Origin of the sequence: Labrys sp. (in: a-proteobacteria), from assembly GCF_047605565.1 — a bacterium.
Classification (GTDB): Bacteria; Pseudomonadota; Alphaproteobacteria; order Rhizobiales; family Labraceae; genus Labrys; species Labrys neptuniae.
In genome coordinates, this window is sequence record NZ_JASGFM010000012.1 from 1 (window position 1) to 13,273 (window position 13,273).

Sequence of the window (13,273 nt, forward strand, 5' to 3'; positions counted from 1 at the left end):
GTGGATCCCCAAGGGCCTGCCGGAGAACGAGCTCTACTGGGCCAAGCAGTACATCGACCATGCCCTGACCAAGGAAGCCCAGCAGGTCTGGCTCGACGGCCTCGGCCTGCCGGGCGTGGTGCCCGGCCTCACTCCGCCGGCCGATCTCGTCAACAATCCCGCCTATCCGACCAAGGAGGAGGACTTCAAGCACCTCATCCGCATCTCGTCACGCACACAGGTGGAGAACGAGAGCAAGTGGTTCGCCAAGTTCAAGGAAATCATGCAGGGCTGAGGCCAAGGAGGCTTCTCCCTTTGCGGGACCTAAGGCACTTCCCATGGAAGTGCCTTAGGTCCCGGCAGGGGGATGAGGGGTGTTGGCAAATACCTTGCAAGGTCGTGTTTCACCCCTCATCCGCCCCTTCGGGACACCTTCTCCCGCAAGGGGAGAAGGCAAATCCCACTAAGGACCGACAGGATGCGCTCTTCGCGTGCCGCCTATCCCCTGACCTGGCGCCTCATGGATGCGCTTGAGCGCCTGGCCGCTTTCCTGTGGCCCTCGAGCTTCCGGGCCGGGCTGCCCTATCTGATGCTGCTGCCCGCGCTCGTATTGGTCGGCCTGCTCGTGCTCGGCCTGATCCAGATGGGTGATGCCAGCCTGCGCGTCCTCGATACCACCACCTTCCTGACGTCGGAGACCTATACCCTCGCCAACTATCAGCGCGTGGTGAGCGAAAGCTTCTTCACCGCCGTGGCCGGGCGCAGCTTGATGGGCGCCGTCATCGTGACGCTTGCCACCCTGATCCTGGCCTTCCCCTATGCCTATCTGATGGTGCGCACGCCATCTTCAGGCCTGCGCAAATTCCTGCTGGTCGCGCTGTTCCTGCCCTTCTTCATCGGCCAGGTGGTGCGCGCCTATGGCTGGCTAATCATCCTGGGCAACCAGGGCATGGTCAACGAGGCCCTCGGCCTGGTTGGCGTCGCGCCGATGCGCCTGCTCTACAATTATCCCGCCGTGCTGTTCGGCCTCGTCCAGTACATGCTGCCCTTCGCCGTGCTGATGCTGGCGCCGGCCCTGACGGCGATACCGGCGGAACTGGAAGCCGCCGCCGCCTCGCTCGGCGCTGGTTGGGTGCGGACCTTTCGCCACATCGTGCTGCCTCTCGCCCGGCCGGGCCTGGTGGGCGCCGGCCTCGTCGTCGTCACCCTCTCGCTGACCGATTTCGCAGTGCCCGCCATCCTGGGCGGCGGCACGCAGGATTTCATCGCCAACGCCATCTACGACCAGTTCTTCCGCACCTCCGACCAGGGGCTCGGTGCCACGCTCTGCCTGATGCTGGTGGCGGTCGGCTCCCTTCTCGTCGGCGTGGTGTTCATGCTGTTCGGCGCCGGCACGTTGGCCATGAACGGCAAGAAGAACTGAGCGGAGAACGCAAATGACCGGCAGCACCAGCAAGTCCATCGTAATCTGGGGCTTCGTGGTCGCGGCACTGGTGATGCTGTCGGCGCCGACCATCGTGGTGCTCGGCGCCTCCTTCACGGCAGGCAACATCATCACCTTCCCGCCCGAAGGCTTTTCCCTGCGCTGGTACGGCGCCATCGCCCAGGCCAGCGACCTGCGCCAGGCCTTCCTGCGCTCGCTGATCGTGGCGACGATCTGCACGCTCATCGCGGTGCCGGTCGGCACGCTGGCTGGCATTGCGCTCGCCAAATACAAGGTGCGCTTCGAGCGCTCGATCCAGGTCTACCTGCTGCTGCCCTTCACCATCCCGCTGATCGGCTCGGGCATCGGCATGATGCTGGTCTTCGGCAATCTCGGCGTGCTCGGCCGGCTCTGGCCGGTGGGCATCGCCTGCTGCGTGATCAACCTGCCCTTCATGATCTGGGCCGTCACGGCGAGTGCCAGCAATCTCAGCCCGGACCTGGAGCTGGCCGCGGCCAATTGCGGCGCGCCGCCCCTGCAGCGCTTCCTCTACATCACCCTGCCCGCGGTGCTGCCGGGGGTGATCACCGGCTCGCTCCTGATGTTCATCCTCGCCCTCAACGAGTTCCTGGTCAGCCTGCTGCTGGTGGATGCCCGCTCCGTCACGCTGCCGGTGCAGATCTACAATTCCATCCGCTCCATCATCACGCCGGACCTCGCTGCCATTTCCGTCGTCTTCATCGCCTGCGCCGGCCTCGCCATCGCCCTGCTCGACCGGCTCGTCGGCCTCGACATCTTCCTCAAATCCAAATGACCTCCCCGGCCCCGCGAGGCCGCGCATCCAGGACAGAACCATGACCTCAGCCCGCTTCTACGACTATGCCAGCCTCAGCGCGGAGGAGAAGGCCGCCCTGCTGCGCCGTTCGGAAACGGACATTTCCAAATTCATCGAGAAGGTCGCGCCGATCCTGGAGGCGGTCAGGACCGAGGGCGATACCGCGCTGGCCCGCTTCGGCCGGGAGCTCGACAAGGCCGAAGTGACCGAGGCCAACCTCAAGGTCACGCCGGCCGAGTTCGACGCCGCCTTCCGCGAGGTCGATGGCGACGTCATCGAGGCGATCACCTTCGGCATCGACAATATCCGCCGCTTCCACGAGGAGCAGAAACCCGAGGCGATGTGGCTGAAGGAGATCCGGCCGGGCGCCTATGCCGGCGACCGCTTCACCCCGATCCAGTCGGTCGCCCTCTACGTGCCGCGCGGCAAGGGCTCCTTCCCGTCCGTGACCATGATGACCTCGGTTCCGGCCGTGGTCGCCGGCGTGCCCAATCTTGCCATCGTCACCCCGCCGGCGCCCGACGGCGGCGTCGACGCAGCCACGCTGGTCGCCGCCAGGCTGGCGGGCGTGGAGACCGTCTACAAGGTCGGCGGCGCGCAGGCGGTCGCGGCCGTCGCCTATGGCACGCAGACCGTCAAGCCCGCCCTCAAGATCGTCGGCCCCGGCAGTCCCTGGGTGGTCGCCGCCAAGCGCCTGCTCTCCGGCGTCATCGATACCGGCCTGCCGGCAGGCCCCTCCGAGGTGATGATCCTGGCCGACGACAGCGTGCATGGCGGCCTCGCCGCGCTGGACCTGTTGATCGAGGCCGAGCACGGGCCGGATTCCTCGGCCTATCTGGTCACCCATAGCCGCCGGGTCGCCGAAGAGGCGCTCGCCGCTTTGCCCGAGCATTGGGCCCGCATGACCGAGCAGCGCGTCGCCTTCTCCAAGGCCGTGCTGACGGGCAGCACCGGCGGCGTGGTGCTGACCTCCTCGATCGAGGAGAGCTACGCGTTCGTCAACGCCTATGCGCCCGAGCATCTGGAGATCCTGTCCGAGGAGCCTTTCATCCATCTCGGCCACATCACCGAGGCCTCGGAGATCCTGATGGGGCCCCACACGCCCGTCAGCATCGCCAATTTCTCGCTGGGCCCGAATGCCGTGCTGCCGACCAGCCGCTGGGCCCGGACCTACGGTCCGCTTTCGGTCACCGATTTCGTCAAGCGTTCCTCGATCGGCTATGTCACCGCCCCGGCCTACGCCGAATTTGCCCGCCATTCCCACAAGCTGGCGCTCTATGAGGGCTTCTCATCCCACGCCAATGCCGTCTCGCCGATCCGCGAGGCCTATCTGAAGAAGGGCAACTGAGTGATGAAGGCCGTCCGGCTGCATGATGTCAGGGATCTGCGCGTGGAAGCGGTCGAGGCCCCCTCAGCCCCGCCGCCTGGTCACGTGAACCTCGCGGTCAGGGCCGCCGGCATCTGCGGCTCGGACCTGCACAACTACCGGACCGGCCAGTGGATCACGCGCCGTCCCTCGGTGGCGGGCCACGAGTTCTGCGGCCGCGTGACGGCGATCGGCGAGGGAGTGAGCGGGTTTGCGGTCGGTGATGTCGTCGTCGCCGATTCCAGATTCTGGTGCGGCAATTGCCCCGCCTGTGCCGGAGGACGGCACAATGTCTGCGAGAATCTCGGCTTTGTCGGCGAGGCTTGCGACGGCGGTTTCGCCGATGCCGTGCAATTGCCGGCCCGGCTGCTGGTGCCACATGCGCCTTCGCTGCCGCCTCGCATCGCCGCCATGGCCGAGCCGCTGGCGGTGGCGCTGCACGTAGTACGGCGACTCGCCGCGCCGCGCGGAGAGCCGGTGCTCGTGGTCGGTTGCGGCACGATCGGAGGCCTATGCGCCCTGCTGCTCGCCCATCTCCACGACGGCCCCATCCTGCTCAGCGACCCCAATGCCGCGCGCGCCGGATTGGTGTCTGCGGTGAGCGGTGGCAGTCGGGTTGGCCTCGTGGCCGAGGACATTGCCGCTACCCTTGCAGGGCGGCGCCTGCGCCATGCCATCGATGCGACGGGCCATGTCGGGGCCATCGCCGCGACGCTCGGCCTCCTTGCCGGCGCGGGTGCGCTCTGCCTGGTCGGCATCGGCCATGGCAAGCTCGACCTCGACCCCACTGAGCTGGTCGAACGCGAGATCGCCTTGATCGGCTGCCATGCCTTCACCGATGACGAACTCGTGCAGGCCACCGCGCTGCTGGTGGAACTGCAAGGCGCCCTCGAACAGTTCTGCGAAATCCTGCCCGCCCTGGACGAGATTCCCGCTGCCTATGAACGCCTGCTGGCCGGTCAGGGTGAGAAGCTGAAAACCATCGTCCAGCTCACGGAATAGCCGTATTCCATCCGATTGAACCAGGCTTTCCGGGGCCTGACTTTCTCGACCCCCCACGCAGGAGACAGGACCATGGACGTTCTTTCCGACTCCGCCTCTCCCCTCTACGAGAAGGTCAAGGACTTCGTCCTCGGCAACATCGCCAGCGGCAAATGGGGGCGCCATGCGCGCCTTCCTTCCGAGCACGATCTCGTCGCCACGCTCGGCGTCTCGCGCATGACCGTGCATCGGGCCCTGCGCGAACTGACGGCACAGGGGCATCTGCGCCGCATCCCGGGCGTCGGCACCTTCGTGGCGCCACCAAAGCCGCAATCGACGCTCATCGAGATCAGCAACATCGCCACCGAGATCAAGGCCCGCGGCAGCCGCCATCGCGCCGAGGTGGTCATGCTCGAACGCATAGCCCAGCCCACGCCGGAACTGATGATCGCCTTCGAATTCGAGGCGATCAAGCCGGTCGACCATTCCATCGTCATCCATTTCGAAAACGACGTGCCGGTGCAGCTCGAGGAGCGCTACGTCAACACCGACCTGGTCAGCGGCTATCTCGACCAGGACTACACCAATGCGGCGACCTATGAATATCTGCAGCAATCCACGCCCCTGACCGAGGTCGAACAGCTGATCAGCGCCTTGCCGGCGGGAGTGGAAACCGCACGCCTGCTCCACATCCGCCCCGGCGACAGCTGCCTCGTCCTGCACCGCAAGACCTTCACCGGACCTGTTGTCGCGACGGTGAACACCTTCACCTATGTCGGCAGCCGCTATTCACTGGGCAGCCGCTATCTTCATACGGCGCGTTGATGACCGAACGCCCGCCTGCTCCGCACCCAACAACATCGACCTGTCATTCCCGGCGCCGCCGAAGGCGGCGGGAATGACAGGCTAAAATTTTCGAAAGCCGGCATACTTCCATGCAATTTGTGAACGTGCACGACTATCGCGAGGCGGCCCGCCGTCGCCTGCCCAAGATCTTCTTCGACTATATCGATGGCGGATCCTTCGAGGAGGAAACCCTCCGGGCCAATCGAAGCGACTACGCCCGGCTGACCCTGCGCCAGAACGTGCTGGTGGAGCCGCGCGAGCAGGACCTTGGCACGCACTATCTCGGCACGCGCCATCCCCTGCCCTTCATGCTGGGGCCGGTCGGCTTTCTCGGGCTCTATGCCGGCAAAGGCGAGCAAAAGGCCGCCAGGGCCGCGCATGAGGCGGGGATCGCGCTCTGCCTTTCCAACTTCTCCATCGCCTCGTTGGCGGATGTGCGGCAGGCGACCAAGGGGCCGCTGCATTTCCAGCTCTATGTGCTCGACGATCGCTCCCTTTGCGACGAGTTCCTGGAAGGCGCCCGGCTGGCTGGCGCGGATACGCTGTTCGTGACCGTCGACACTGCGATCACCGGTATCCGCGAGCGGGACGTCCGCAATGGCTTCCGCTCGCTGACGCGGGTGACGCCGGGCCTCTTCCTCGGCCTCGCCCGCAAGCCGGGCTGGCTCCTCGACGTGGCGGCGCGCGGCATGCCCAGCGTGCGAGCGATCGAGCACCGGCGCGATTTCGGGCGCGGCGCGCTCGAACAGGCCGCCAATCTGTCGCGCCATATCGACAAGACCGTGTCGTGGAAGGACATGGCCTGGCTGCGCGAGCGCTGGCAGGGCCGGCTGGTGGTCAAGGGCGTCCTCGCCCCCGAGGATGCGCTGAAGGCGAAGTCGATCGGCATGGACGGCGTGGTGATCTCAAACCATGGCGGGCGGCAGCTCGACAGCGCCTCGAGCACCATCGCGGCCCTGCCCGCCATCCGTCAGGCAGTCGGGCCCGACTTCTGCCTGATGCTCGACGGCGGCATTCGCCGCGGAGCCGATATCATCAAGGCCATCGGACTCGGCGCCGACGGCGTCATGCTGGGCCGGGCCTATACCTATGGCCTGGCCGCCGCGGGCGAGGCCGGGGTCGCCGACGTGATCGACATCCTCACCCGCGAGGTCTCGATCACGCTGGCGCTGATGGGCGTGGCCTCGATCGACGAGCTGAAATCGCTCGGCACCAAGGCCGTGATCGCGGTCGATCGAGGCTGAAATCTGCCAGTGTTTTCTGAGATTGCAGGTAAGGATGCCCATAGGTGCTAACCTAAGGGTCGGGCGAGATGATCGAGCTGAAGGTATGGCTCCACATATGAGCCCCCTCGCCCCGTTCTTACGGGAAGAGGATTGAGGTGAGGGGCTACGGAATACTTGGTTTTCGAGGTCCGCGCCGCCCCTCATCCTTACCTTCTCCCCGTAAGAACGGGGCGAAGGGGCGGCTGGCGTCGCGCCTCTCACCCTGAGTTAACGCCTATAGGCAAGGATGTCTGCGATCCCGGAAAGAGCCTCACGCCTCGGCGCCATCCACCCTGCGTGCCAGGAGCTTGTCGATGCGTCGATCGTCCATGTCGATGATCTCGAACACCCAGCCGCCATAGTCGAACTGCTCGCCGACCTCGGGCAGGTGGCCGAGCTGCGAGAGCGCGAAGCCGGCGATGGTGTGGAAATCCCGATCCTGCGGCCTTGTCTGCAGCTGGAGCCGGTCGAAGGCGGCATAGGCCGGCATCATGCCGTCGATCAGCAGCGAACCGTCCTGGCGCTCGACGATATCGGGCTCCTCGCCCTCGACCTCGGGCAGGTCGCCGGCCATGGCTTCGAGCAGGTCCGTCTGGGTGACGATGCCTTCGAGGCCGCCATATTCGTCGATGATGAGGGCCAACCGGATCGGGGTCCGCTTGAACTGGTCGAGCACCCGGAAGATCGGCATCGCCTCGTGCACGATCAGCGGCTGGCGCATGACGGCGAGCGGATCGAGCCTCTCCCCGTCCAGTACCCGGTCGAGCAGATCCTGCTTGACGATCATGCCGAGCGGCTCGTCGATATTGCCGCGCCCGACCAGGATGTGGTCGTGCCGGCATTCGCGGATAATGCGCAGCGTCTCCTTCGGATCGTCATCGATATCGACCCAGTCGATCTCGCGTCGCGGCGTCATGATATCGCTGATGCGGCGCCCGCCGATGCTGAGCACGCGCACCATCACCTCTTCCTGCGCATCCTGCAGGATGCCGGCATCCTGGCTGGCCCGGACCAGCAATTTGAGTTCCTCGGGCGAATGCAGCGATTCCTCCCCTGAGCCGGGCCGCAGGCCGAATGCCCGCAGCACCAGATTGCCGAGACCGTTCAGCATCAGGATGGCCGGCCGCAGCAGGAACAGGAACAGGCCCAGCGGCCGGACGATCCATAGCGCCGTGCCCTCGCTGCGCTGCAGGGCCAGGCTCTTGGGCGCGAGCTCGCCGAGGACGATGTGAAGGGCCGTGATGATCACGAAGGCAAGGGCGACGGCAATGGCATGCGAGCCGATGGTAGCGATCCCCGCCGGCAGCCAGCCGAGCAGCGGTTCGATGAGATGGGCGAGCGCCGGCTCGCCGATCCAGCCCAGCGCCAGGGACGAGATGGTGATGCCGAGCTGGGTCGCCGCCAAATTGGCGTCGAGATTGTCGATGGCGCGCAAGAGCGGGCGGGCATTCATCCGCCCCGCCGCGGCAAGCTCGGCCACCCTGCTGCGGCGGACGGCAACGAGCGAGAACTCGGCGGCCACGAAAAAGCCGTTGGCGGCCACGAGAGCAAAGACGGCTAGTACCCTCAACAAGTCCATGACGAGAGCACCGTCGTCGGAACCGGACATCATCTCCCCTTCCGCGCCGGGCGCGGTCCTTTCACAAAACGATCGCTTCTAGCATCGCCGCTCTGAAGCCGGGAGGCAAACCGCTCTTCGTCAAGGCTGTGCGAAACCTCCCGAAAGGGGAAGGCCGCTGGGGTCATGCCCCCGGAAACCCGACTTCAGGCGTGATCCGACAGATCGCGCCTGCTCGGGCAGCTTCGTTGTTGACTTAAACAATCTCCATGATAGCTTTTGGAATGTTATGAAAACATATGAAAGAAAAATACCAACGGCCGGAGGAAACAGCCTGATCTGCTAGCAATCGCTGCCAAAGCCCACTCGCCTTGCCTGAATTTGGATGAAGCTTGCGCATTTCACCAATGCTGCGGCGCGGGGGGTGCTTGCCCTCGCGACAGCCGGGCCAGGCCATCGATTTGCAGCCCATCGAGATGTCGAACACGACACCACAAGGAGGAGGAAACCATGCGAGCTCTCAAAACACTGTGCCTCGGCGCAGCGGCGGCGTTTATCGCCGGCCTGCCGGCGCAGGCCGAAACCAAGCTGACCATCGCCACCGTCAACAACAACGACATGGTGGTGATGCAGAAGCTGTCGAAGGATTTCGAGGCCAAGAACCCCGACATCAAGCTGAACTGGGTGGTGCTGGAGGAAAATACGCTGCGCCAGCGCCTGACCACCGACATCGCCACCAAGGGCGGCCAATACGACATCATGACCATCGGCCTGTTCGAGGCACCGATGTGGGGCGAGCGTAACTGGCTGACGGCGTTCGACAACGTACCGGCCGACTACAAGCTCGACGACGTGCTCAAATCGGTACGGGACGGACTTTCCTATAATGGCAAACTCTATGCCCTGCCCTTCTATGCCGAAAGCCAGATGACCTTCTATCGCAAGGACCTGTTCGACAAGGCCGGCCTGACCATGCCCGAGCAGCCGACCTGGAAGGACATCGACGGCTTTGCCGCCAAGATCCATGATCCCGACCATGGGGTCTATGGCATCTGCCTGCGCGGCAAGCCCGGCTGGGGCGAGAATATCGGCCAGATCACCCCGGTCGCCAATTCCTATGGCGCACGCTGGTTCGACATGGAATGGAAGCCGCAATTCGACACGCCGGCCTGGAAGGAAGGCCTGACCGTCTATGTCGACCTCCTGAAGAAATACGGCCCGCCCGGCGCCGCCTCCAACGGCTACAACGAGAATCTCGCTCTGTTCGCCAGCGGCAAATGCGGCATGTGGGTGGATGCCACCGTCTCGGCCGGCTTCCTCAACGATCCCAAGCAGAGCAGCGTCGTCGGCAAGCTCGGCTACGCCCATCCGCCCTATGGCAAGTTCAACAAGGGCAACCACTATCTGTGGTCCTGGGCCCTGGCGGTGCCGGCTTCCTCCAAGGCACCGGACGCAGCCAAGAAGTTCATCTACTGGGCGACCTCGCCCGACTACATCAAGCTGGTCGCCGATTATTCGGGCATCGTCACCGTGCCGCCGGGGACCCGCCAGTCGACCTATGACAATGCCGACTACATCAAGGCCGCGCCCTTCGCCAAGCTGACGCTGGATACGATCCAGACCGCCAACATGACGGACGCCACCCAGGAGAAGGTGCCCTATCGCGGCATCTCCTTCGTCGGCATTCCCGAGTTCCAGAGCATCGGCACTGCCGTCGGCCAGGAATTCGCCGCCGTCATCGCCGGCAAGAAGACGGTCGACCAGGGCCTTGCAGCCGCCCAGTCGCTGACCCAGCGCGCCATGCGCCAGGCCGGCTACCCCAAGAAATAGGGCAACAGCAAGACGCTGATGCGGTTCACTTAAGTATCTTCAAGGTTGCACGATGCTTGTCATCCCCGGCGCCGCCGCAGGCGGCGGGAAGGGGATCCAGGGACCGTAAATACGATCTTCGGCCCTTGGATTCCACTCACAAGCAAAGCTTGTGAGGATACCTCGCCCTCTCTCGCTTCGCTCGCGAGAAGCTCGGCCAGGAATGACGGTGCGCTTATTCTTGAACGGTCCCCAAGTGAACCGCATTGGCGCAACACACAGGCTTGCCGGGGCGATCCCGCCCCGCTCCGTGCCAAGATGCGTTTTCTCTCCCGGAACGCATCTTCGGCGGCGCGATCCCGATCCTGCCTGATCGAGATCGCGCCGCCTACTCCCGGAAAGCGGCTTGTTCGAGCCGAAACGCTTGCCCGCTCTCCCCTGTTTCGACGCGTCCTTGCGCTGCCGCCGATGCCGGCAGATCGCAGAACGCCCTGGGATCGATCCGAAAGGAGCTCCATGGCCGTCGCCTTGTTCGCCCGCCATCGCGGCGTCGGAGTTGACACGCGTCCCCTGCTGGCGCCGTCCGTTCTGTTGCTGTTCGTCTGGATGATCGTGCCGCTGGCCCTCACGATCTACTTGTCGTTCCAGCGCTACAATCTGAACTATCTCGACCAGACCGGCTTTGCCGGCTTCGACAATTACCGCTATCTCATCGAGGATCCCGGGCTGACCAACGCCATCCTCAACACGGTCATCCTGGTGGTGAGCGTGCTGGCGATCACGGTCGTGGTCGGCATCATCGGTGCCATCCTGCTCGACCAGCCGGTATTCGGACGCGGGCTCGCCCGGCTCTTGTGCATTGCGCCCTTCTTCATCATGCCCACGGTCAGCGCCCTGGTGTGGAAGAACCTGCTGATGCATCCGGTGAACGGGCTGTTCGCCTGGATCTCGCGCTCCCTCGGGCTGCCCGTCATCGACTGGTTCTCGGACTACCCGCTCGCATCGGTGATCATCATCGTGGCCTGGCAGTGGATCCCCTTCGCGCTCCTGATCCTGCTGACCTCGCTGCAATCGCTCGACCGCGAGCAGATCGAGGCCGCCCGCATGGACGGCGCCAACGGCCTGCGGCTTTTCGCGCACATCATGCTGCCGCACCTCTACAGGGCCATCACCATCGTGGTGATGATCGAGACGATCTTCCTGCTCTCGATCTTCGCCGAGATCCTGGTCACCACGGCCGGTGGCCCGGGCGATGCTTCCACCACCCTGCCCTACCTCATCTACAAGACCGCCCTCCTCGATTCCGACATCGGGGGTGCCTCGGCCGGCGGCATGCTCGCCGTGGTTCTCGCCAATCTCGTCGCCGTCTTCCTCATGCGCACGATTTCCCACACGCTGGAGGACTGACCGATGGCCGTCTCGCTCACCCGCCGCATCGTCGTCAGCCTGCTATGCTGGCTCATGACGCTGGTGCTGTTCTTCCCCATCCTGTGGATGATGATCACGGCCTTCAAGACCGAGCAGCAGGCGATTGCCACGCCCCCGATCCTGTTCTTCCAGCCCAGCCTGCACAATTTCGAGGAGATCCTGGAGAGCGCCGACTACCTCCACTTCTTCGCCAACAGCGTGATCGTCTCGGTCGGCTCGACGGTGCTCGGCATCGTCGTCGGCCTGCCGGCGGCCTATGCGCTCGCCTTCTTCCCCGGGCGGCGCGCCAAGGACCTGATGATGTGGATGCTCTCCACCAAGATGATGCCGGCCGTGGGCGTGCTCGTGCCGATCTATCTGCTGTTCCAATGGGCGGGACTGCTGGATTCGCTCCTGGGGCTGACCTGCCTCTACATGCTGATCAATCTGCCGATCATCGTGTGGATGCTCTTCACCTTCTTCCGCGACGTGCCCAAGGAGATCCTGGAGGCCGCACGCATGGACGGCGCCGGTCCCCTCAAGCAGTTCGTGTGGATGCTCTTGCCGATGACCATGCCCGGCATCGCCTCCACCGCCCTGCTCGCCATCATCCTGTCCTGGAACGAGGCGTTCTGGAGCATCAACCTCACGGTGACGCAGGCGACACCCCTCACCGCCTTCATCGCCCGTTTCTCCAGCCCCGAGGGCCTGTTCTGGGCCAAGCTTTCCGCCGCCTCGCTGATGGCAATCGGCCCCATCCTGATCTTCGGCTGGCTGACGCAGCGCCAGCTCGTCCGAGGTCTCACCTTCGGCGCCGTCAAGTGACGGCGCGACAATCCACCTGGAGGATATTGCAGCGATGTATTTGAAGAAATTCGACCTGTCCGGCCAGACGGCCTTCATCACCGGCGGCGGCCGCGGCATCGGGCTCGCCAGCGCCGAGGCGCTGCTGGAGGCCGGCGCCGAGGTGGTGATCTCCGATCTCGACCCGGCCGTGCTCGCCGGCGGCCGGGAGGCCCTCGCCGCCAAGGGCTGGACCGTCGATGCCGTCGCGCTCGACGTCACCGATGCCGATGCCGTCGGCCGGGCCGCGCGCGAGGCCAATGAACGCCATGGCGGCGTCGACATCCTGATCGCCAATGCCGGCATCGCCTGGCCCGACACCGGCGGCGAGGACATGACCGACGAGGTCTGGCGCAAGGTGATCGATGTCGACCTCAATGGCTGCTACTGGAGCTGCCGCGAATTCGGCCGGGCCATGCTGCAGCGTGGCAAGGGCTCGATCGTCACGCTGGGCTCGATGTCCGGCCTCATTTCCAACAAGCCCCAGCGCCAGGTCCACTACAACGCCGCCAAGGCCGGCGTGCACCACATGACCAAGTCGCTGGCCGGCGAATGGGCGCCCCACGGCGTGCGCGTCAATGCGGTGGCGCCGACCTATGTCGACACGCCGATGTCGCGCGGCGGCTTCGACAAGCCGGAACTGTTTCCGGTGTGGATGGAGATGACGCCGATGAAGCGCGTGGCCCGCGCCGACGAAATCGCCTCGGCCATCCTGTTCCTGGCCAGCGATGCGGCGAGCGCCATGACGGGCGCGGTCGTCGTCGTCGATTGCGGCTACACCATCTGGTAGCCCGATCTCGCGTCCATCGGGAGCTTCGTTCCCCCGACCCCGATGGACGCGGTGCCCCCTTGAAACCTTCAAAGAGTGAAACACGTCGCTCGGAAGCCGTCATTCCCGGCACCGCCGGAGGGGGTGGGAAGGGAATGACCGAGACGCTTCGGGCCGAACTCTCCATACCCC

General features: G+C 65.0%; 11 protein-coding genes and 1 pseudogene. 11 read left to right on the forward strand and 1 reads right to left on the reverse strand.

Annotated elements, in window-relative coordinates:
- The 7 genes and pseudogenes from QM672_RS12915 to QM672_RS12945 form a co-directional block, all read left to right on the forward strand.
- A pseudogene (locus QM672_RS12915) lies at positions 1–274 on the forward strand (ABC transporter substrate-binding protein); the annotation flags it as partial.
- A gap of 183 nt (positions 275–457) precedes the next feature.
- A complete protein-coding gene (locus tag QM672_RS12920; protein WP_311940430.1) occupies positions 458–1,402 on the forward strand; it encodes an ABC transporter permease in 945 nt (314 codons plus the stop codon).
- Between the two features lie 13 nt (positions 1,403–1,415).
- Positions 1,416–2,216 (forward strand): ABC transporter permease, encoded by an 801-nt coding sequence (locus QM672_RS12925; protein ID WP_415083029.1) that lies wholly within the window; start codon positions 1,416–1,418, stop codon positions 2,214–2,216.
- 40 nt (positions 2,217–2,256) lie between these two features.
- Positions 2,257–3,585, forward strand: a complete 1,329-nt coding sequence (gene hisD, locus QM672_RS12930) for a histidinol dehydrogenase (RefSeq protein ID WP_415083031.1) — start codon at positions 2,257–2,259, stop codon at positions 3,583–3,585.
- Positions 3,586–3,588: 3 nt separating this feature from the next.
- Positions 3,589–4,605, forward strand: coding sequence for a zinc-dependent alcohol dehydrogenase (locus QM672_RS12935; protein WP_415083158.1), 1,017 nt, complete (start codon positions 3,589–3,591; stop codon positions 4,603–4,605).
- A 72-nt stretch (positions 4,606–4,677) separates the two neighbouring features.
- Positions 4,678–5,409, forward strand: a complete 732-nt coding sequence (gene hutC, locus QM672_RS12940; protein ID WP_311940425.1) for a histidine utilization repressor — start codon at positions 4,678–4,680, stop codon at positions 5,407–5,409.
- A gap of 110 nt (positions 5,410–5,519) precedes the next feature.
- Complete coding sequence (locus QM672_RS12945; protein ID WP_415083033.1) at positions 5,520–6,674, forward strand: alpha-hydroxy acid oxidase; 1,155 nt, start codon at positions 5,520–5,522, stop codon at positions 6,672–6,674.
- Positions 6,675–6,966: 292 nt separating this feature from the next.
- On the opposite strand, the gene QM672_RS12950 is transcribed toward QM672_RS12945, so the two are convergent.
- On the reverse strand, positions 6,967–8,304 hold the full coding sequence (locus QM672_RS12950; RefSeq protein ID WP_311940625.1) for a hemolysin family protein: 1,338 nt from the start codon (positions 8,302–8,304) through the stop codon (positions 6,967–6,969).
- A gap of 459 nt (positions 8,305–8,763) precedes the next feature.
- Here QM672_RS12950 and QM672_RS12955 point away from each other — a divergent pair, with 459 nt between their 5' ends.
- The 4 genes from QM672_RS12955 to QM672_RS12970 all read left to right on the forward strand — a co-directional run bounded on the left by QM672_RS12955 (position 8,764) and on the right by QM672_RS12970 (position 13,102).
- Positions 8,764–10,083, forward strand: a complete 1,320-nt coding sequence (locus tag QM672_RS12955; protein WP_068289116.1) for an ABC transporter substrate-binding protein — start codon at positions 8,764–8,766, stop codon at positions 10,081–10,083.
- A 495-nt stretch (positions 10,084–10,578) separates the two neighbouring features.
- The gene (locus QM672_RS12960) at positions 10,579–11,469 is read left to right on the forward strand and encodes a carbohydrate ABC transporter permease (RefSeq protein WP_311942086.1); all 891 of its coding nucleotides are present in this window, start codon (positions 10,579–10,581) and stop codon (positions 11,467–11,469) included.
- Between the two features lie 3 nt (positions 11,470–11,472).
- The gene (locus tag QM672_RS12965; protein ID WP_311942083.1) at positions 11,473–12,294 is read left to right on the forward strand and encodes a carbohydrate ABC transporter permease; all 822 of its coding nucleotides are present in this window, start codon (positions 11,473–11,475) and stop codon (positions 12,292–12,294) included.
- A gap of 34 nt (positions 12,295–12,328) precedes the next feature.
- Positions 12,329–13,102 (forward strand): SDR family NAD(P)-dependent oxidoreductase, encoded by a 774-nt coding sequence (locus QM672_RS12970; protein ID WP_311942080.1) that lies wholly within the window; start codon positions 12,329–12,331, stop codon positions 13,100–13,102.
- The last annotated feature ends 171 nt before the right edge of the window (positions 13,103–13,273 follow it).